20 protein-coding genes are annotated in these 20,829 nt (G+C 58.8%); 1 reads left to right on the forward strand and 19 read right to left on the reverse strand.

Translation table 11 applies throughout. From position 1 onward, the window contains the following. Positions 1–19: 19 nt before the first annotated feature. The 12 genes from G6L97_RS05675 to G6L97_RS05730 form a co-directional block, all read right to left on the reverse strand. Positions 20–415, reverse strand: coding sequence for a c-type cytochrome (locus G6L97_RS05675; protein ID WP_003515228.1), 396 nt, complete (start codon positions 413–415; stop codon positions 20–22). A gap of 68 nt (positions 416–483) precedes the next feature. Further along, positions 484–1,044: a gluconate 2-dehydrogenase subunit 3 family protein gene (locus G6L97_RS05680; RefSeq protein ID WP_111783070.1), complete on the reverse strand. Its 561-nt coding sequence runs from the start codon at positions 1,042–1,044 to the stop codon at positions 484–486. After that, complete coding sequence (locus G6L97_RS05685) at positions 1,044–2,729, reverse strand: GMC oxidoreductase (RefSeq protein WP_111783069.1); 1,686 nt, start codon at positions 2,727–2,729, stop codon at positions 1,044–1,046. Before G6L97_RS05685 ends, G6L97_RS05680 begins: the two co-directional genes overlap by 1 nt. Positions 2,730–2,882: 153 nt before the next feature. After that, on the reverse strand, positions 2,883–3,737 hold the full coding sequence (locus G6L97_RS05690; protein ID WP_162633742.1) for a sugar phosphate isomerase/epimerase family protein: 855 nt from the start codon (positions 3,735–3,737) through the stop codon (positions 2,883–2,885). Positions 3,738–3,865: 128 nt separating this feature from the next. After that, on the reverse strand, positions 3,866–5,035 hold the full coding sequence (locus tag G6L97_RS05695) for a Gfo/Idh/MocA family protein (RefSeq protein WP_065702520.1): 1,170 nt from the start codon (positions 5,033–5,035) through the stop codon (positions 3,866–3,868). Between the two features lie 11 nt (positions 5,036–5,046). Next, positions 5,047–6,096, reverse strand: a complete 1,050-nt coding sequence (locus tag G6L97_RS05700) for a sugar phosphate isomerase/epimerase family protein (protein ID WP_111783068.1) — start codon at positions 6,094–6,096, stop codon at positions 5,047–5,049. Positions 6,097–6,129: 33 nt separating this feature from the next. Beyond that, entirely contained in the window at positions 6,130–7,152 is a 1,023-nt protein-coding gene (locus G6L97_RS05705) for a LacI family DNA-binding transcriptional regulator (RefSeq protein ID WP_003515235.1), read from the reverse strand. A gap of 3 nt (positions 7,153–7,155) precedes the next feature. Next, positions 7,156–8,124 carry an ABC transporter permease gene (locus G6L97_RS05710; protein ID WP_013636086.1) on the reverse strand — a complete coding sequence of 323 codons (969 nt, stop codon included), beginning with the start codon at positions 8,122–8,124 and terminating at the stop codon, positions 7,156–7,158. A 1-nt stretch (position 8,125) separates the two neighbouring features. Then, complete coding sequence (locus G6L97_RS05715) at positions 8,126–9,070, reverse strand: ABC transporter permease (RefSeq protein ID WP_111783067.1); 945 nt, start codon at positions 9,068–9,070, stop codon at positions 8,126–8,128. After that, on the reverse strand, positions 9,067–10,560 hold the full coding sequence (locus G6L97_RS05720; protein WP_111783066.1) for a sugar ABC transporter ATP-binding protein: 1,494 nt from the start codon (positions 10,558–10,560) through the stop codon (positions 9,067–9,069). Before G6L97_RS05720 ends, G6L97_RS05715 begins: the two co-directional genes overlap by 4 nt. 119 nt (positions 10,561–10,679) lie before the next feature. Continuing rightward, positions 10,680–11,702: a substrate-binding domain-containing protein gene (locus G6L97_RS05725; protein WP_111783065.1), complete on the reverse strand. Its 1,023-nt coding sequence runs from the start codon at positions 11,700–11,702 to the stop codon at positions 10,680–10,682. Positions 11,703–12,002: 300 nt separating this feature from the next. Then, positions 12,003–12,476, reverse strand: a complete 474-nt coding sequence (locus G6L97_RS05730) for a ribonuclease H family protein (protein ID WP_174002795.1) — start codon at positions 12,474–12,476, stop codon at positions 12,003–12,005. Between the two features lie 118 nt (positions 12,477–12,594). Between G6L97_RS05730 and G6L97_RS05735 the strand changes: the two genes are divergently transcribed. Further along, the gene (locus tag G6L97_RS05735) at positions 12,595–12,975 is read left to right on the forward strand and encodes an RDD family protein (RefSeq protein WP_013636091.1); all 381 of its coding nucleotides are present in this window, start codon (positions 12,595–12,597) and stop codon (positions 12,973–12,975) included. Between the two features lie 65 nt (positions 12,976–13,040). Here G6L97_RS05735 and G6L97_RS05740 read toward each other — a convergent pair whose 3' ends face one another. The 7 genes from G6L97_RS05740 to tmk form a co-directional block, all read right to left on the reverse strand. Continuing rightward, on the reverse strand, positions 13,041–13,814 hold the full coding sequence (locus tag G6L97_RS05740) for a class I SAM-dependent methyltransferase (RefSeq protein WP_111783063.1): 774 nt from the start codon (positions 13,812–13,814) through the stop codon (positions 13,041–13,043). Positions 13,815–13,992: 178 nt separating this feature from the next. After that, positions 13,993–15,774 (reverse strand): chloride channel protein, encoded by a 1,782-nt coding sequence (locus tag G6L97_RS05745; protein WP_013636093.1) that lies wholly within the window; start codon positions 15,772–15,774, stop codon positions 13,993–13,995. Between the two features lie 21 nt (positions 15,775–15,795). Further along, a complete protein-coding gene (locus tag G6L97_RS05750) occupies positions 15,796–16,626 on the reverse strand; it encodes an MBL fold metallo-hydrolase (protein WP_038490991.1) in 831 nt (276 codons plus the stop codon). Positions 16,627–16,628: 2 nt separating this feature from the next. After that, the gene (locus G6L97_RS05755; RefSeq protein WP_065702555.1) at positions 16,629–17,411 is read right to left on the reverse strand and encodes a TatD family hydrolase; all 783 of its coding nucleotides are present in this window, start codon (positions 17,409–17,411) and stop codon (positions 16,629–16,631) included. Positions 17,412–17,422: 11 nt separating this feature from the next. Further along, positions 17,423–18,973 (reverse strand): methionine--tRNA ligase, encoded by a 1,551-nt coding sequence (metG, locus tag G6L97_RS05760; RefSeq protein WP_111783062.1) that lies wholly within the window; start codon positions 18,971–18,973, stop codon positions 17,423–17,425. A 104-nt stretch (positions 18,974–19,077) separates the two neighbouring features. Then, positions 19,078–20,103 (reverse strand): DNA polymerase III subunit delta', encoded by a 1,026-nt coding sequence (locus tag G6L97_RS05765; RefSeq protein WP_038490997.1) that lies wholly within the window; start codon positions 20,101–20,103, stop codon positions 19,078–19,080. Continuing rightward, complete coding sequence (gene tmk / locus G6L97_RS05770; RefSeq protein WP_111783061.1) at positions 20,096–20,770, reverse strand: dTMP kinase; 675 nt, start codon at positions 20,768–20,770, stop codon at positions 20,096–20,098. Before tmk ends, G6L97_RS05765 begins: the two co-directional genes overlap by 8 nt. Positions 20,771–20,829 lie beyond the last annotated feature (59 nt).

The following is a 20,829-nucleotide window of genomic DNA, read 5'->3' on the forward strand; positions in this document are numbered from 1 at the left end:
TTCGATAAACGGCGTGCTGTCATTCGGCTGGTTTCGAAGACGCGCTTTCGATGTAGGCGATAAGATTATCCAGTTCTTCCGGTTTGCTGATGCCCGCCAAGGCCATCTTGTTTCCGGGGATTTTCTTCTTGGGAGCGCTGAGAAAGTCTCGCAGTTCCTCCGGTGTCCACACCAGCCCTTCCCCGCCTGCTTTTTTCATCGCATTCGAGTAATTATAGTCCGGATCGCCGCCCGCAGTGCGGCCGATGATCCCGTTAAGCTGCGGGCCGACCTTGTTTTTCGCGCCCTCGCCGATGGCGTGACAGGCGGAACAGCGCTTGAAGGCCGCCTCCCCCTTGGCAACATCGCCCTCTGAAAAAGCGGGAATGGCGCTTGCTGCGAGCATTGCCGCCGTGATGATCATTCTCTTGCGCATCGTGTCATCCTTGTTCTGCCGTATTAACGCGCCCGCCTGCGAATGCAGGCGGGCGGCTTGTTCTCAATTCAGGTCGTGCCCCAGGCGGGCGTACCCTTCTTGTAGGGAACGCAGGTCTCAAAGCCGCCGGGGATTTCGTCGTAAACGAGAACCTCGGTGGCGCCGATCTTCGAGGTGAAGAAACCGAGCAGCGTCAGCTGCTTGACGAGTGTGAAGGGATGCGGTGCGGTCGGTGTCTGTTCCGCCCGGGCCTGTTTGTCCAGCGCAGAAATCAGCGTCTGCCGCTCCTGCGACGTCAGCTCCAGAAACGCTTTCTTGAATTCCGTCCGGCTGCGGTTTTCGATCTCAGCCATCGCGGAGAGGAAAAGTTTCCGCTGTTCGCCCGTGTAACAATCGGCCGCATAGACTGCCATGAATGCGCCAACGGCGGCGTCCTTCGCACCCGGGGTGGATGTGCGAGGGATGATCGTTTCAGCCACCTCGTCCAGAAGCCGGATTTCCTCCGGGCTGAAGACGTGGACGTCGCCGGCAGGCTTGGCGGCGTTTTCCGCCGCAGTGACCACGTCAGCGCCGATCAGCGGAAGACCGGAGGCAATGGCTATCAGTTTCAGCAGTTCACGTCTGTTCATCACAGATTCCCCTTCTTGCGTTCGGAAACGGCAAATTCCGCGGCACGCGCCGTCAGCGCCATGTAGGTGAGCGACGGGTTGACGCAGGAGGCCGAAGTCATGCAGGCGCCGTCAGTGACAAAGACGTTCGGCGCATCCCAGACCTGGTTGTTGCCATTGAGCACGGAAGTTTTGGGGTCGCGTCCCATGCGGGCCGTACCCATTTCATGGATACCCATGCCCGGCGCATAGCTACCCCTCGACGGTTTGACGTTCTTGATGCCGACCGCTTCGAACATCTCGACTGCGTCATTGACCATGTCTTCGCGCATATCGAGTTCGTTCTGCTTCATCTCGACATTCATCGACAGGACCGGCAGGCCCCATTTGTCCTTCTTGTCGTGGTCCAGCCTCACGCGGTTCTCGTGATAAGGCAGCATTTCACCGAAGGCAGTCATGCCGATAGTCCAGGCGCCCGGCTGGGTCAGCGCTTCCTTGTAGTCGGCTCCGATGTTGAGTTCGGCGATTTCCCGCTCCCAGCGCGAACGGCTGGCGGATCCCTGATAACCGAAACCGCGCAGATAGTTCCGCTTGTCGTCGCCGGTGTTGCGGAAACGGGGAATATAGAATCCCGCCGGGCGGCGGCCCTTGAAATAAAACTCTTCGAAACCTTCCACCTCGCCGGTGGCACCCATGCGGAAATGGTGGTCCATCACATTGTGGCCGAGTTCGCCCGAGCTGCTGCCGAGCCCTCCCTCCCACACGTCGGTGGCCGAGTTCATCAGAACCCAGGTCGAGTTGAGCGTCGAAGCGTTGAGGAAGATCACATCGGCGGTATATTCATAGGTCAGGTTCGTTTCGGCATCGATGATTTCGACACCGCGAGCCTTCTTCTTGTCCTTGTCGTAAAGGATTTCCTTGACGATGGAGAAAGGCCTGAGCGTAAGATTTCCGGTGGCGACTGCCGCCGGCAGGGTCGATGACTGCGTGCTGAAATAGCCGCCGAAAGGACAGCCCAACCGGCACTTATTGCGGAACTGGCAGCGCGTGCGCTCCTGATCGGGCAGTTCCTGGGTGATGTTGGCACAGCGCGAATTGATGAGGTGTCGCGTGCCTTTAAAGGCAGTTTTCAACCGGCGTGCCACATCCTCTTCAACGCAATTCAGCGGAATAGGCGGCAGGAATTCACCATCAGGAAGAATGTCCAGCCCCTCGCGGCTGCCGGAAATGCCAGCGAAACGCTCGACATAATCATACCAGGGAGCAATGTCCTGATAACGGATCGGCCAGTCAACGGCGATCCCTTCTTTGGCATTGGCCTCGAAATCGGTCTGCGACCAGCGGTAGGTCTGGCGTCCCCACAGCAGCGAACGACCGCCGACGTGATAACCACGGAACCAGTCGAAACGCTTTTCTTCGACATAGGGCGTTTCCTGCTCGTCGGCCCACATGCCGAGCGTGGCCTCTTCCAGCAGATAGTCGCGGCTGAGCACCGGATACTTCGCCTTCATCTCCTGCGTGGCGCGGTTGCGATGGGGATAGTCCCAGGCTTCCTTGTCGGCATTCTGATAGTCGGTAATGTGCTCGATGTTTCTGCCGCGCTCCAGCAGCAGAACCTTCAGGCCTTTTTCCGTGAGTTCCTTTGCAGCCCAGCCTCCACTTATGCCTGAACCGACAACAATCGCATCATAATGATTGTCCGCCATGATAACTCCTCCGATTGGTACTTGGGTAAAAAGTCGACGAGACAATGCGCTCCCCGTCGCAACGCGGCGGAAACTTCATCATGCGTCTGTCGAACCTTATGCGCCCCGGCGAAACCGGCCGCCGAGGTGCGGTTCTGGTTTTACTGGCAGTGTTTACTGAATGGTCGGCAAGTGCTCGCTCAGGAACGCGTTGCCCTTGGTCACGACCGCTTCGGCATCGAGCGGAAGGTCGTGTTCAAGGATGAACCATTGTGCGCCGGCATTTTTGGCCGCCGGCAGGATCGTCTTCCAGTCGAGAACGCCGGTGCCAATCGTTGCAAAGCCGCGCTCGTTTTCGGCCGTGCCGGCCGGTGCATTGTCCTTGGCGTGGATTGCAAAAACCCGACCGTTCAGAGTGCCGAGGAACTCAGCCGGATCATTGCCGCTGCGCGCCACCCAGGCGACGTCGAGTTCGCTCTGCAGTTTCGGGCCTGCGGCATCGAGCAGCAGTTCAAGCGCCGTCTTGCCGTCGAACTTGACCATTTCAAAATCATGGTTGTGATAGGCCATGGAGAGGCCAGCCGCGGAAAGCTTGTCGGCATATCCGCCAAGTTCCTTGCCGAAGGCTGTCCAGCCAGCGGCGTCCTTGGGGCGGTCTTCGGGCTTGAGGAACGGCACGGTCACGACCGGATTGCCGACAGCCTTCTGCTCGGTGATGACATCGTCGAGATTGCCGCGAAGCTTGTCGATCGGCACATGCGAGGAAATGACCTTGATCTTGTGCTTTTCCAGAAGCGCGTTCAGCTCGCTGGCGCTGACCTTCTGCATATCCACCGTTTCCACGGCGGAAACGCCCGCGCGGTTGAGGATGGCAAGCTGCTCCTCAAGCGTTCCGGCGTTGCGCAGTGTGTACATCTGCGCGGCAATCGGCAGCGTCTTGCTGTCATCGGCAAAAACCGGATTTGCGATACCGGCCGCCAGTCCGACGACGAATGCCATCTTTGCGAATTTTGACTTGAACGTTTTCAAACGCGTGACTCCCTTTCCGTTTGATCAATATGACGACACGCCTGCCCGTGCTCTTCCGAACAATCAGTCGGGTAATGCTGGGCACAACCTCCGATGCCCTGCGTCGTCAGTCCCCGATATCCAGTGATCTAGATGTCGATCTCTACCCAGGACGAGGTCAGGCTGGACCGCACGGCCGCATCGATGAATGCGAGACCCGCAAGGCCGTCCTCTATGCCGGGATAAATCACATCCCCGGCGGCTGCTTTTCCCTCCCTTTTTGCGATGATTGCGTCTGCGGCTTCACGGTAGATCGTCGCAAAACCCTCGAGATATCCCTCCGGGTGCCCTGATGGCACACGGCTGACGCGGTTGGCGGCAGCGCCTGCGCCCGCGCCATTGCGCGTAATCAGCCGCTTGGGCTCGCCGTAAGGTGTGAACCACAGCTCGTCCGGCACGCGGTGGTGCCATTCAAGGCCGCCCTTATCGCCATAGACCCTGAGCGACAGGGCGTTTTCATTGCCGACAGCGATCTGGCTTGCCCAGAGCATGCCCTTCGCGCCGCTTTCGTAACGCAGCAGAATATTGGCGCTGTCATCCAGCTGCCTGCCCGGAACGAAGGAAGTGAGATCTGCGTAGAGGCTCGCGGGAATTTCACCGGTCACGAAGGCGGCGGCGTTGAAAGCGTGGGTGCCGATGTCGCCGATTGCCCCGCCCGCGCCCGAGCGGCTCGGATCGGTGCGCCATTCCGCTCCCTTTGCGCCGGTCTTTTCAACCGCTTCGGTCAGCCAGTCCTGCGCATATTCGGCCTGGACATGGCGCAGCTTGCCTATGGCACCGTTGGCAACCATCTCCCGCATCTGCCGCAACATGGCATAGCCGGTGTAATTATGCGTGAGGATGAACAGCCTGTCGGATGCCCTCACGATATTCGCCAGCTCCTTGGCCTCCTCCAGCGTCGCTGTGACGGGCTTGTCGCAGATGACGTGGATGCCAGATTCGAGAAAGACCTTGGACGGGGCGAAATGCAGGTGATTGGGAGTGACGATGGCGACCGCCTCGATACCGTCTTCACGACCGGCCTCGGCCGACGCCATCTCCTCAAAAGAAGCGTAGGACCGCTCGGGCGCAATGCCGAGCAGGGTTGCCGAAGCGCTGGCGCGTGCCGGGTCGGAGGAAAGCGCACCGGCGACCAATTCGTAACGGTCGTCGAGCCGCGCGGCGATACGATGCACCGCGCCGATAAAGGCACCCTGACCGCCACCCACCATGCCGAGACGAATGCGGCGGCTATTAAATCTTGCTGTTGCGGAGGACATGTCTATCCCTTTCAAAGCCCGAGAAGGCGACGGTTGGCGGCATCATCGGCGCCGCTTTTGGCGAAATCGTCGAAAGCCCGCTCAGTCACGCGGATGATGTGATTTTCAATGAAGCCGGCACCTTCACGCGCCCCGTCCTCCGGGTGTTTCAGCGCGCATTCCCATTCCAGCACGGCCCATCCGTCGAAATCATATTGGGTGAGCTTGGAAAACACCGCGCCGAAATCGACATGCCCGTCGCCGAGTGAGCGAAAGCGCCCCGGCCGGTCGACCCAGCCTTGATAACCGCCATAGACGCCGGACCGGCCGGTCGGATTGAACTCGGCATCCTTGACGTGAAAGGCCCGGATGCGCTCGTGGTAGATATCGATGAAATCAAGATAGTCCATCGCCTGAAGCACGAAGTGCGAGGGATCATAAAGGATGTTGGCGCGCGAATGATTGCCGGTGGCTTCGAGAAAACGCTCGAAGGTAATGCCGTCATGCAGGTCTTCGCCGGGATGCAGCTCGTAGCACAGATCGACGCCATTCTCCTCGAATGCATCGAGAATGGGCGTCCAGCGCTTGCCGAGTTCAGCAAAGGCCATTTCGACAAGACCTGCGGGGCGCTGCGGCCAGGGATAAATGAAAGGCCACGCCAGCGCGCCGGAAAAACTCGCATGGCTCTTGAGGCCCAGATGCTGCGAGGCTTTCGCCGCGCACTTCAGCTGGTTGACCGCCCATTCCTGACGCGCCTGCGGTTTCCCGCGCAGTTCGGCGGGCGCAAAACCGTCGAACATCTCGTCATAGGCAGGATGAACAGCGACGAGCTGGCCCTGAATATGGGTTGAAAGCTCGGTGATCTCGATGCCTGTCTCGGCCAGACGTCCCTTGATATCATCGCAATAAGCCTTGGAAGCGGCAGCTTTCTCAAGATCGAAGAGCTTGGGATCGGTCGGCACCTGAATGCCTTTGTAACCAAGGGAAGCCGCCCATTGGCCGAGATTGTCGAGCGTGTCGAAGGGTGCCTTGTCCCCGACAAATTGCGCGAGGAAAATCGCCGGGCCTTTGATCGTCTTCATGTCCTTACACTCCTTGCATTCACAGTCTGGCCGCTACCGGTGCGGCGAACGGCAGGGCGCGACCGAGCCGCGCACCACCAGTTCCGTATCCAGCACGATGGTTTCGGCCGTGCGTTTGCCATTAAGCCGGTCGACCATCAGCGCCATGGCTTTGCGGCCCATTTCCTGCCGGGGCTGGCGCACTGTCGTTAGCGGTGGTTCGAAAGCATTGGCGAAAATTATATCGTCGAAGCCAATGACCGAGACATCGGTCGGCACGGACAGCCCGCGCCCGCGCAGCTCGCTGATTGCGCCAATCGCCATCTGGTCGCTCGAGGCGAAGATGGCGGTGAAGGAAATTCCGTTTTCGAGAAGTCCGGCAATCGCCTGTCTACCGGCTTCGATGCTGTAATCGCCTGTCACGACGAGTTCATCCGCGTAACCGATACCCGCTTCCTCAAGCGCGTCGCGGTAGCCCTCGAAACGCTCCTGTGCCAGACTTTCCGGAAAAGGTCCGGCGAGATGCGCGATCTTCGTGTGCCCTGCTTCGATCAGATGATGCACGGCGTTTTTGGACGCGGCGCGGTTATCGACCTTGACGGTGGGCAGCGCGATGCCTGGCACGGTTTCCGAAGCGATGACGATCGGCGGCAGCGCGTCACCCTGACCGAGAAGCTCTGAAGGAAACTGGCCGGTCATCAGGATGAGGCCGTCAGCATGTTTCTGCCTGACCATGTCGATATGTGTCGCCACGCGGTTTTCGTCGTTACGGGCGTCGCCCATGAGCACCTTGAAGCCCGCCTCCCCCGCCGCTTCCTCCACGCCCTTGTAGATCTCGAGATAAAAGGGGTTGCCGATATCGCGAACGAGAAGAATGACGGTATTGTTGGATTGACGCCTGAAGCTTGCGGCCTGGGCGTTGGGAACGAAGTTCGCCTGCCTGACGGCATCGAAAACCTTCTTCCTCGTTTCCGGGCGGACTTTGTCGGGTTGTTGCAGCGCCCGTGACACGGTCGCGATTGAAACGCCCGCGAGAGCTGCAACTTCCCTGATATTCGAACCTTGGTCTTTGCTCATCTGTCACACACGCAACTGCTTTTGGCGGCCATAAAGCAGCATCAGCGCAAGTAACGTGACACCGAATATGATCTGCCGGGCCCATACATCGAGGTTGAGCGTTATCAGTACGCTTTGCAGAATGGTGAGCGCAACTGCCCCGGCCATGGTTCCGATATATCCGCCCGCACCACCGGCAAGCGAAGTGCCGCCGATGACAACAGCGATGATCGATGGAAGGACATATTGGTCGCCGACAGAAATGAAGGAGGTGCCGGTATAACCGATCACGCAGACTCCGGTCAGACCGGCAAACAGGCCGGACAGGCCGTAAAGCAGCGTGCGGATCAAAGACACGGGCAATCCGACCAACGTCGCCGCCCGCTCATTGGAGCCTATCGCGTAAATGGAGAAGCCGAAGGCCGTGCGGCGCAGCACGAACAGCATGATCGCGGCAATGCCAAGCCAGACGAAGAGGACGCCGGGAATACCGAAAACGAGAGGCCGGTTGATGAAACCCGCCAGAAGCGGCGCCGCCGCACCTGATGGAACGCCCTGCGAATAGACCACCAGCCCGCCCTGGATCACCGCTGTCATGCCGAGTGTCATGACCAGCGGCGGAATGCGCACGAAGGTGATGCCGAGGCCATTGATGAGGCCGATCAGGAAGGGAATACCACCTGCGACCAGTATGGCGAGCGGTATTCCGACATTCTGTCCGTTCATCATGTTGCCGGCAAGGACCGCGCCGAGCGAGATCATCGCGCCGACGGAAAGATCGATGCCTTCGCGTCCGCCGAGGATCACAAGATTTTGGCCCGCCGCGACGATACCGAGAATAGCGGCGATCGTCAGCAGCCGCACGATCTGCGACCCCTGTGCGAAGCCGGGCGACAACAGTTCGCCGACCAGCAGCAGGAAGACTGACGCGCCAATCGCAATGGTCAGCGGATCGGTGATGATGGATTTGATTTTCAAACCGGGATTTGTCATCTCAACGCCTCGTCACCAGAACGCCGCCGGCAAGTGCCGTCAGCACGATCAACCCCTGCACCAATGTCTGGTACTCGAAGGGCAAGCCCGCAAAGAAAATCACGTTGCCGATCATGCCCAGCACCAGCGCGCCGGCGATCGATCCTGTCGAGCTGCCGAACCCGCCGGACAGTGCGGTGCCGCCAAGAACAACCGCCGAAATGGAGGAGAGCGCCAGGCTTGCACCGAGCAAGGGGTCGCCGGAGGCGGTCTCGCCCGTCAGGCACAGCGCTGCGAGCGCCGAAAACAGACCGGAAATCATGTAGGCGCCAATGCGAATGCCGGAGAGGCGCAGGCCCGTCTGGAAAGCGCCCGTGCGATTGCCGCCCACGGCCAACAAATGCACGTGAAACGGAATGCGCGACACAACGAGCGTAAAGGCAATACCAGCCAACAGCATCCACAGCACGAAAGGCAAACCGATGAAGCTGCCGGAATAGGTCTGCCAATAGGCTTCGGGCACGGGAAGACCGGCCTGCGGCAGAACCCAGATCGCCAGACCGGCGAAGATGATGCCCGTCGCGAAGGTGGTGACGATGGGCTGGAAACGCAGGCCGGATATGAACAGGCCGTTGACCAGCCCACAGATCAGTCCAACCGCAACACCCGCTCCCATACCTGCAACGACGGCACTTGCCGTTCCGCCAAGTGCAGCGATGACGCTGACGGTAACGACATTGGCGAGCGCTACGATGCTTCCGACCGACAGATCTATATCCCCCGCCAGAATGACATAGGTCTGACCGATGGCGACCAGGATCAGGGGAAGAAATGTCGTCAGGTTCGACTGCAATACGGCCGGCTGCACGAAAGACGGCTGCAGAAACGTGTTGACGCCGATGAGAACGGCCAGAACCACAAGAGTTATGATCCAGGGTTGCTTGCGCATAAAACCGAGGGAATTCATGCGGCGTCTCCATAGGCGGCGCGGGTCATGTTGACGGATGTCATGTCGGCTCCGGTCAGCTCCGCAGAAATGCGTCCGCCGTTGAATACGAGAATGCGGTCGGCATATTCGAGGATTTCCGCATCTTCCGAGGAATAGAGAAGAATGGTCGCGCCCGCGTCAGCCTGCTGGCGCATAAGCGCGAAGAGATCGGCCTTGGCGCCAAGATCGATACCCTTGGTCGGATCATCGAGCAGCAGCAGTTTCGGCGCGGTGGCAAGCCAGCGGGAAATGAAGATTTTCTGCTGGTTGCCGCCTGAGAGCGTGCCGATAGGCATATCCATGCCGGCAAACTTCGTCTTCATGTCGTGCGCGACCTTCTGCACACGCGGCTTCAGCGTCGCGGGCCGGACCAGTCTCATCTTTTCGCGCACCATCAGAGCTGCAACAAGATTTTCGAAGATCGACCTGCCCTGAAGCGAGGCATCACGCCCGCGGTCGCCTGACACATAGGCAAAACCGTTATGAACCGCCTGCGAAGGCTTGCCGATGGCGACATCACGGCCCTCGAACTGGATTTGCCCGGCGGCAAAGGGGCTTGCGCCAAACAGGCCCTTCAGCAAGGCCGACTGACCCTGCCCCTGCAATCCCGCCAAACCGACGATTTCACCCGGATAGGCTTCAAGACTGACACCGCGAACACCCTCGCCCGCAACGTCCGTCACCTTCAGGCTGGGCGCTGCACCTGCGCGTCCCTGCTGGCGGGCAGGCGCGGCGCGGACATCGCCGACCATGTCATGCACCACGGCCTCGCGGGTGGTAGCGGCGGTGTCGAGTTCCGAAATGGTCGCACCGTTACGCATGACGGTGATGCGGTCGCAGACAGCAAAAACCTCATCGAGCCGGTGGGAAATCATGATGGTGGAGATACCGTCCGCCTTCTTGGATCTGAGTATCTCAAAAAAACGCTCGGACTGGCGGCCATCAAGTGCCGCCGTTGCCTCATCCATGATCATGAGGCTGGCATTCTGGGCGAAAACTTTCAGGATTTCGACGAGCTGGCGCTGATCGGGCGGCAGATTGCCGACGATCGCATCCGGCTCCAGCCCTTCGCCCGCAACTCCGTCAAAAAGCGCAATCAGCTTCTGCGCCCCGGCTTTCAGGGCCTTGCTGTCGACAAAAACACCGCGCTTCGGTTCGCGACCGAGAAAAATATTGTCAGCGACGGAAAGCTGCGGAATGAGGCTTAGCTCCTGATAAAACAGCGCAATGCCGGCATTTTCGGCGTCACGCGGGCTTTTGAAGCGCACGTTTTCGCCGTTGAACCGGATGGTGCCGCTGGTCGGCGCGACCGCACCTGCAACGATCTTGCAGAGCGTGCTCTTGCCGCAACCATTCGCACCGAGCAGCGCGTGAATTTCACCGCGACCAACGGTCAGCCTGCCGTCGGAAAGCGCACGCACGGCGCCAAAATTCTTCTGTATGCCGGCCGCTTCCAGAGCGTTCGCCATCGCATGTCCCCGAATTTTACTTGTCATTGTGCTTCGTCACTGGCGGACGCGCGCAATACGCGGTCCACATTCGAATTTCAGGTTTCGGGCTGGCGTTTGCGGCCAGCCCGAGACTGATCTTACTTGAAGAACTCGCCAGCCTGTTCCGGCGTCACGGTTGCCGTGACGGACCAATAGCCCGGCTTACCTTCGGCGGACTTGATGTTGTCCGCGAGGTTGTCGTTGCTGACGAAGGGGATCGGAATATAGATGGCGTTTCCGTAGGTACCGCCGAAAATGCCGTCCTTGAATTCCTTGCCCTGCAGCTTCAGAACCGCAACGTTGAGCGCGCTGGCCATGACACCCGGAGGATTGACGGAGGCGCCGGAGTTGAACTTTTCCTTCTCCCAGCGCGTCATGAAGTCCTTGCGGATTTCACCTGTCGCGGCGATGTCCTTGGTCTTGCCGGCGGCTTCGATTGCGCGCCATGCGCCGTCGGCCATGCCGTCCTGCACCCACACACCGCTGATATCGGGATAGGTGGCGAGAAGGTTCTGCATCGCCTGCTGCCCCTGCGCCTGATCCCAGCTCGCATTGGCTTCGTTCAGCACCTTGATATCAGGATATTTCGTGAACACTTCGCGGTAACCGGCGACGCGGGCTTCGTTGGCGGGATTGCCGGCGATACCGTTGATCGCGACGACGCTTCCCTTGCCCTTCAGCGAATCCGCAAGCCACTGTGCGGACTGTGCCGCCCAGGCCTTCTGGTCGATGCCGACATAGATCGCGTCCTTAGAAGACACTTCCGCGTCGGTTGCGATGACGAGAATGTTGCGTGCCTTCGCCTGAGCGAAGATCGGATCAAAGGCAGTCGGGCTGCCCGGATTGATGAGGATCGCATCAACGCCCTGGTTCATGAAATTGCGGATATGGCCGATCTGCCCCTGCACATCGACATTACCGCTCTGAACGACGACTTCGACCTTCACGCCCTTTTCGCCCCACGCCTTTGCGGCAGCCTGAGCTTCCTCGATCATCTGCGTGCGCCACTCGCTGCCGACGAAAGAATTGGAAAGACCGATCTTGAAGCTCTGTTCCTGAGCATGCACGGACGTGCCCGCCGCCAGCACCATAGCGGCAGCAGCCATCAAATGTTTAAACATGAAAATTTGCTCCTCCAAGCACGGTTTTTAACCGATGAAACCGTTTACATGAGGGAATGTAACCGGTTTCATAAATGAGTCAACCCAGCTGGGATTTTTTATGCTCTCGTTGCCACAACGAATTGCCGAGCCTTGGCGGAGAGATGGGACGGCAATTTAAGGAGGAACAGCGGCACCATACTGGCGTGGATTGCAGGGCTGATAACGCCCCAATTTTGTTCATGCACGGACAGCTTGAAGCTCCGCTACTTCAACAAGAACAAGCTGCTGGCGGGCGTCTATAGACCGGTTGGCGTGAGACTAATTGCCCCCATCCACCATCTTGGCACGGGCCAAAGCATCCGCGAGATCGCTCCCGGCTATACCGGAATGTCCCTTGCACCACGCTATCTCGACGTTCGGATTACAAAGGAGCAAACGATCCACATTCTGCCACAGACCGCCATCTGGTATCTGTCGTTTGCGTTTTCGCGAATCTGGATTGATGCGCTTCCACCCGTTGCTACGCCAGATTTCGCGCCAGCGATGGCAACCTTCCATCACGTGAGCGGAGTCTGTCCAGAGCTTGGCTATTCGGCCTGGAGCCTGTGCATCGAGCCATAAAAGTGCATTCATGACCGCCATGACTTCAAACGAATTGTTCGTAAGTCCGATTTCCGCTCCTCGCGCAGCATGGATCTGCCGCTCGGTTTCAAACACGATGAATGCCCAGCTTCCCGATAATGCTACAGGGTCGTATGAACCATCCGCGTAGATGACGAGTGGAGCAGTCATGGAGCTCGTTTCCTTGCGTCAGAGGCGCTTGGAAAGAATGACAGCGCTTTCGGGTGTTTTCTGTAGATAGCTTGTACAATCATCTTATTCGAGTCAGATTCACGTCCAGGGATGAAACATGATCTTCAAACGCATCGTCGCAGGAATAGTCGATCTCATCTTGCTCATCAGTGTGGCGTTTGCACCGACATTCATCGCCGCAGAGTGGCTACCGCAATATATGGACGCTCCAGCGGGGCAACCGCCGACACCTCTGATGGGTGTAACGCTTTTATGGCTGGCATCCGTGTTGTTTTGCTATTTCCCGGCCTTCGAAAGCAGCGCCTTCATGGCAACTCCCGGAAAACTGCTAATGCGATTAAAGGTCGTCCGGCGCACCGGCGAAAGACTGACCTTTACGCAAGCGCTCTATCGCATGGTCTTCGGCCCGCTCGCAATATGGTTTCTGCCCTGGTACCGCGACCATTTCTCGGGTGGTGCTATTGTAAAGGACCGCTGAGTTTGTGGTTGTGTGACTTCACATTCGGCCCCTCACCTTTCCCGTTTCCCATTACCATTCCCGTTTCAAGGACGGCGGCAGGTCAGGATGAAACGACGGTAGACGTAAGTTCGCAGCCTGTTGCGCAGGTTGGTGTTTTTCCGCTGCGCTCTCGCAATCGGGGCATGTGAGTGCAGTTCGATGCCGGTAAAGCCGGCGGCGATCAGGAGCGGCGTCAGCATCTGCGGGCGCAACCCCTGCCCGAACGGAAGCGCCTTCATGATTGCGGCATGATGGCTGCTTTGGGCACCATCGTAATTCTTGTCGGCCCCCACCGAAAGATCGATGAGCCGGATCAAAAGGCTGGCGAGACGCCCTGCCGGTTTTGGCGTTGCCCAGTCACCATCGAAAAACAAGAGCCGACCGCCCGGACGAAGCAGCCTGAACCACTCGCGGAAGGTCTCCTCAGGCTGCGTCAGTGTCCAGACCAGATGCCTGCAGATGATCGCATCATAGGACGCATCCGGCTCCATGGTGTTTTCGGCATCCGCCATCACGAAACGTAGCCTTGGTTTTCCCGCATGTTTGGCGCGCGCTACGGATAACATCGCTTCTGAAAAGTCGAGTGCCGTGACCTCGTGGCCGAGATCATGAATAAGCCGCGTCACCTCGCCGGTGCCACAGGCCAGTTCAAGGATATGTTTCGGCTCAGGTCCCACCAGGTCGCGGATCGGCTTCTGCCATGCATTGGCCTCGGCGCCAGCTGCTATCTTGTGTCCAAAGGCCAGATCGAAAGTTTCTGATCTTTTCGACCAATAATCGCGGATTTCCTCCTTGAGATCGAAGTTGCCGCCATCCATGGTCTATTCCTTTGACTACTCAAATCGCATCCGCTGCGGCGAATGACAGCTTGCTTCACAATGTGATGCCAAGTTAGCCCATGCGACATCGCTGGAAAATCAGAAGTCTGTCGCCCCAAGATATGGATCATAAAAAAACTATCTATTTCAACATATAAGTGCAGTTTCCTTATGTGATTTATAACTCTCCTGACGCCTCCCGGCGCCTTTGCTCGAGCTCTTCGCTATACCGCCTCAGCGTATGGCTTTCCGTCAGCAGGCCCACGGGTCGGTTTTCGATCTTGTCGTTGACGACAACCAGCGCTTCGCTTTCCGTAGCATCGAAGGCTGCCGCCGCCTGACGTGCGTTCATCGCCGGCAGCAGCACGTCGTTCTTGTAATTGAGGTAGGTCTCGAGGCTGATCTTGGAGGGATCGCGATCCATCGGATCGGCGTAGATTTCCGGCACGAGGACCATTCCGGCATAACGCCCGTCGTCATGTGTCATGATAACCCGCTGCGTCGAGCCTAGCGGAAACTTCTCCTTGAATGCCGGAAGTCCCATGCTGACATTGGCCTTGCGAATATCGGCGCGCATCATCTTGCCCACCGTCAGGTCGCGGATCCAGCCGATATCGTGGGCGCTGCGAATGCTTTCGCCCCGCAGGTGAAAACGCCAGGTGGCGAAGGAGTAACCGAAGGTGGTGCGTACCACGAGCGATGTCGTGATGACGGCCGCCAGCACCAAAGCCGTGATCTGGAAGTCTCCGGTCAGTTCCAGCGCCAGAAACGTCATCGTCAGAGGACCGCCGATAATGGCGGCGGCAAAAGCACTCATGCCGACCACGGCGTAGACCACGGGTGCTGTCGAGCCATAGCCGATATAGGGTGCGCAGAGTGCGAAAATCTTGCCGACCAGCGACCCCATGAACAGCGAGGCAAAAAACAGACCGCCGCGGAAATTCGAGCCGATGGAAATCGCGCTCGCCGCAGCCTTCAGCAGGAAAAGCCCGGCCAGCCCGTATATCGTCAGATCGGCATCGATGTTGAGATGGAGCGCACCGTGGCCGCTCGACAGGACCTGCGGTGAAATCAGCGCAAGTGCGCCCACCGCCACGCCACCGATTGTTGGACGCAGCCAGCCGGGAATGGCGCTTTTGCGGGCCGTTTCCTCGATAAGGGAGACCGTCTGCATCAGCACGATGCCGATAAACGCACATACCACGCCGAGAAAGATGGCCGGTACATAATCCGGCGGCGTCACACGGCTGGCATCATAGATATCGATGGACAGGCCATGTCCGCCGATAAGCCCTGCCACGATGCTGGCAACCAGCGCAGAGACAATGAGCGGCGCGAGTGTCACGACGGTATAGGTGCCGATGATGAGTTCTATGGCATAGAATGCCCCGGTCAGAGGCGCGTTGAAGGCAGCGGCAATGGCACCAGCAGCACCACAGCCGACGAGGATGCGCATGTCTCCTCGTCTCAGCTTCAGCTTGATGCCGATCTTGGAGGCCACACCGCTGGCGATCTGCGTATAGCCTGCCTCAAGCCCGACAGATGCGCCGAAACCGTTTGAGACGATGTTCTGCACGCAGACGATGATGCTGTCCGTCAGCGAAAGACGTCCGCCATGCAGCGCATTCGCCTCGATAGGGTCGACCATCGGCTTTTTGCGGGTTTTCGAAAGAATGAAGAGGATCAGGCCGAGTACGATGCCGCCAATGACCGGCCCGGCAAGCACGATCCAGCCGGAAAGTTCACTGCTGCTCAGCCGCTCGACACCGAAGACCAGCACATGAAGGGCCGTACTCAATCCGCCTATCAGCGCCACCAGAAGGCCGGCCGCAATACCGATGAGGACGGCGAGAGCCACCAGCCCCAGCTCGCCGCGCCGGAACATCGCCCGCAGGCGACTGGAGCGCAGATTGTCGAAGAAGCTCGCCATACTGGGTGCACGGAAAGGCCGGGTCGACATGCTGTTCCTTTTCAGGCGGTATTAGGGCGCTTCAATCTCGAGTTCGACTTCGAAACGCATCTGGTCGTAAGCCGGTTCAACATGATCAGGCGTTTCGCGCATCACCGTGTCATAATCGAGCGGAATGTGCATATGGGTCAAGATCGCCCTTTTGGGTGCAAATCTATCGATCCAGCCGAGCGCCTGTTCGAGCGAGAGATGGCTGGGGTGATAACGGTGCTGCAGCGCATCGATGACGAGGACGTCGAGACCGGCAAGCTTGGGCACGCTTTCGACCGGAAAATCGCTGACATCGGTGCAATAGGCGACATTGCCAATCCGAAAGCCGAGCGAGTGCACGTCACCATGCTGCTGCATGTGCACGTTGAAAGGTATCGACCCGCCTGCCCCGTCGATGATCAGGGTCGCGTCGATATCGGCGATGATCCGCGGCTCGACGATCGGCGGATAATTGCTGCCCGGAGGCGTTTCCAGGCAATAGGCAAAACCATCCCAGATGCGCGCCATGGTGACTGGATCGGCATAGATCGGAATGCGGCTCTGCTGAATGGCGAAATAGATGCGCAGATCGTCAATACCGTGCAAATGGTCGGCATGGGCATGAGTGTATAGAACCGCATCGACTGCCTCCACTTTGGCGGCAATCATCTGCTCGCGAAAATCAGGCCCGGTGTCGATGACGACGGTGGTCTTACCGCCATCGGGTCCGATCTGCTCCACCATGAAGGCCGCACGAGTACGCCGATTCCTGGGGTTTTCAGGATCGCAGGCGCCCCAGTCGCCGTTGATGCGCGGCACGCCGGGAGACGACGCACATCCGAGAACCGTAAAGCGGCGACGGTAGATTGCCACGCCTACACCCTTGTCATCTTCGAAAAGCAGCGGAAAGCATTCTCGGTGCTGATTTCGGCCATGCGCTCGAACGAGATGCCATGTACCTCGGCCAGCACTTCCGCCGTGTTCACCACATAAGAAGGCTCATTGCGCTTGCCGCGCCAACGCTTGGGCGCGAGATAAGGCGCATCCGTTTCCACCAGCAGACGGTTGAGCGGCACGGTGGCTGCAATATCGCGGATATCCTGCGATTTCGGGAACGTCAGAATGCCGGAAAAGGATACGTAACCGCCAAGTTCGACGCCGGTTTTGGCGAGATCGGGACCTGCGGAAAAGCAATGCAGAATAAAGGGAAAAGCACTCTTGTCGCTTTCTTCACGCAGAATCGCAGCCATGTCCTCATCAGCGCTGCGGCTGTGGATGACGAGCGGAAGCTTGGTTCTCCGCGCCGCCTCGATGTGGCGAACGAGGCCGGTCTTCTGGTCTTCCGGCTTTTGCGTGTCGTAGAAATAATCCAGCCCCGCCTCGCCGATCGCCACGATCTTGTCGTGGCTCTCGGCAAGCCGCACAAGCTCGTCGGCCGAAATGTCGAGTTCTTCGTCGGCATTGTTTGGATGCGTGCCGACCGAGCAGAAAACCGACGGATATTTTTCCGCAATCTTCAGAAGCTCGGGCAGACGGCGCACCCGGGTCGAGATCGTCACCATCTGGGCAACGCCGGAAGCATGGGCGCGAGCGATGATATCGTCGCGCTCAGCCTCGAAATCGGGAAAATCCAGATGGCAATGCGTATCGATCAGCATGGTCGTCGCCTTCACGCTTCCGGTGCGACGTAACGCGGGAAGACCGGCTTCGGTGCCTCAAGCGGCGTTCCCTGAACCAGACGTCCGGCTTCGCCGAGTGCGGCAAAATCCCGTTTGTCGGCAGGGGCAGCAACGAGATCGAGCAGCTTCTCGCAGGATCCCGGCATGAAGGGCTGCAACAGAATGCCGATCTGGCGGACGACTTCCGCCGTCACATAAAGAACGGTGCCCATTCGTTCTGGGTCGGTCTTCTTCAGAGCCCACGGCTCCTGCGACGCGAAATAGCGGTCGGTTTCCGAAACGACGGCGATGATGGCCGCAAGCGCGCGATGGATGAGCTGCTTGCCCATTTCCTCACGGCAGAGTGCCAGAAGCCCGTCGGCGGAGGCGAGCATCGCCTTGTCTTCATCGGTCAACGGCCCGGGCGTCGGGATCTGTCCGTCACAATTCTTGACGATCATCGACAGCGAGCGGCTGGCCAGATTGCCGATGCCATTGGCAAGATCTGCGTTGATGCGGGTGGCGATGCCCTCTTCGCTATAGCTGCCGTCCTGGCCGAAGGAGACTTCGCGCATGAAGAAATAGCGGACCTGATCGAGACCGAAATGGTTGACCAGATTGACCGGATCGACGACGTTACCAAGCGACTTAGACATCTTCTCGCCCTTGTTGAGCAGGAAGCCGTGCGCATAAACCCGCTTGGGCAGCGGCAGCTTGGCGCTCATCAGGAAGGCCGGCCAATAGACCGCGTGGAAGCGAATGATGTCCTTGCCGATGATATGCACGTCGGCCGGCCAATATTTTGCGCGCGGACCGTTCTTGTCTTCGATGTAACCCGTAGCGGTAATGTAGTTGGTCAACGCATCGACCCAGACATACATGACGTGCTTCGGATCATCAGGAACCTTGATGCCCCAGTCGAATGTCGTGCGGGAAATCGACAGGTCCTTGAGGCCGGATTTGACGAAGGAGATGATCTCGTTGCGACGCTCAGCGGGACCGATGAAATCCGGGTTCTCCTCGTAGAGCTTCAGCAGCTTGTCCTGATATTCCGAGAGCTTGAAGAAATAGCTCTCCTCCTCGACCCATTCGACGGGCGTGCCCTGCGGCCCATAGCGAACGCCGTCGGCGCGCACTTCCGTCTCGTCCTCGCCGTAATAGGCCTCGTCGCGCACTGAATACCAGCCGGCATAACTGTCCTTGTAGATGTCGCCGCTGTCGGCCATCAGGTTCCAGATATTGCGCGAGGTCTCGTGGTGACGTTCTTCCGTGGTGCGGATGAAATCGTCGTTCGAGGCGTTGAGCAGCTTGCCCATCTCGCGGAACTGGTCGGAATTGCGCTGCGCCAGCTCTTCCGGCGAAATGCCTTCCGCCCGCGCTGTCTGCTGCATCTTCTGGCCGTGTTCGTCGGTGCCGGTCAGGAAGAAAACATCCATTCCGTCCAGGCGCTGAAAGCGTGCCATGGCATCCGTCGCAATCAGTTCGTAGGCATGGCCGATATGCGGCTTGCCGTTAGGATAGGAGATTGCGGTGGTGATGTAGAAGGGTGTCTTGTCTGTCATGACGGTCTATCGACTTTACAGGCTGTTTTTTGGATAGACCGCTCTTAAACGATTGTTCGCAACAGCGAAAGCAAAAGCGTACGTTCCGTACGATCTCTTGGGTCTCACACGCCGCGAACATCTTCCAGAATGGAAAGCACCATCTGCTTCTTGTCGAGATTATATGCCTGCGCCACGGTAATTCGTTCCGAAAGCGTCGACGAAAGGCGCGCATGTTTCTCTGCCGCCGCGATATCACCGGCCATCGCCGCCGCTCTTGCACGCGCCATCAACTCCTCCGTCACGTGCTCCATGAAGAAGCCGAGAACGATATCGCCATCCTTCTGTGCCAGAACTTCGGCAAGCTTGTGCATCTGCTTGCGTGCACCGGGCCCTTCGGCCGTCATGACGGAGGCGAGCGCCTCCACAATGTCGGAGCCGCCGTAATTCATCAGTTTTAACGCCTGCGCGACGCTGCCCTTGGAGGCGGAAAGCAACGCATCCCGCTTTTCGCCAGCCGGGCTGATACCGAGATGATCGAGCGACTGCACCATATCCGCATCCGAAAGCGGCAGCAGCCGGAGCGGCATGCAGCGCGAGCGGATGGTCGGCAGCAATTTGCCCGGCGCATGCGACAAAACGAGGAACATCGCCCGCTTTGGCGGCTCTTCCAGTATTTTCAGAATGGCGTTTGCGGCATTGCGGTTTAGATCGTCAGCCGGATCGATGATGACGATACGCCAATTGCCGGTGCCCGAGGTCTGCGAGAAGAAGTGCCCTGCCCGCCGCACCTCATCCACCGTGATGGCGGATTTCACGCGGCCGGTCTTTTCATCCGCCGGGCGGGTCAGATGCAGCAGATTATGCGACGCACCGGAGGTGATCTGCCGGCTGACAAGCGATTCCGTATCGGGATCGGCCAGGAAATCCGGTGCTGTGGCTGGATCGGGATGGGTAAGTACGTGGTTGGCGAAACGGAAAGCGAGTGTAGCCTTACCAATGCCTTCAGGGCCTTCGATCAGGATCGCATGGTGGCCCTTGCCGGAGCGATAGGACTGCGCAAGAAACGCCTCCGCTTCGCCATGGCCGAAAAGCTTCGTGTTCTGCTGCGGCGCAATTGCGCCGTCGAGAACGCCCTGAACCTCACTCATGCGCCGTGCCCGCCGCAGTCTCCAGCCGCTCGAGCAAAGGCTCGACAAATGACATGACGTCTTCCGTCACTTTTTCTTCCGGCTGATCGGCATTGACGATCCGACAACGACGCGGCTCGGCAAGCGCAATATCCAGATAGGCTTCACGCCGCTTCTCGTGGGTCTCGATTTCCTCTTTTTCGAAACGGTCCGGTGCGGCACCCTCATCCGCACGCTTTCTGGCCCGGGCAAGGCCCTTTTCGGCGGCGATATCGAAGATCAACGTCAGTTCCGGTACGACGCCATCAATAGCAACGCGTTGCAGCGTCTCGATGAAATCCGGCTCCAGATTGCCGGTCGTACCCTGATAGACACGTGAGGAATCAAGAAACCGGTCACAAAGCACGATTGCGCCACGTTCCAGTGCCGGGCGAATGACCTCCTCGACATGATCGTTGCGCGCTGCCGCAAACAGGATTGCCTCCATGCGCACGCCGAAGGATTCGGCAGCACCCGACAGCAGAACATGGCGAACGGCCTCCGCCCCCGGTGAACCGCCCGGCTCACGGGTTACGACAACATCGAAACCACGGTCGCGAAGCGCCTCGGCAAGCGTGCGAATCTGCGTCGACTTGCCAGCGCCTTCGCCGCCCTCGAAGCTGATGAACAATCCGGTCTTTTCGGCCAATGTCACGTCCTGTGAGGAATTCTCAGAAATATCGAAATGCCTGTTTACAGCATCGAACC

The organism is Agrobacterium tumefaciens, from assembly GCF_013318015.2.
Taxonomy (GTDB): domain Bacteria; phylum Pseudomonadota; class Alphaproteobacteria; order Rhizobiales; family Rhizobiaceae; genus Agrobacterium; species Agrobacterium tumefaciens.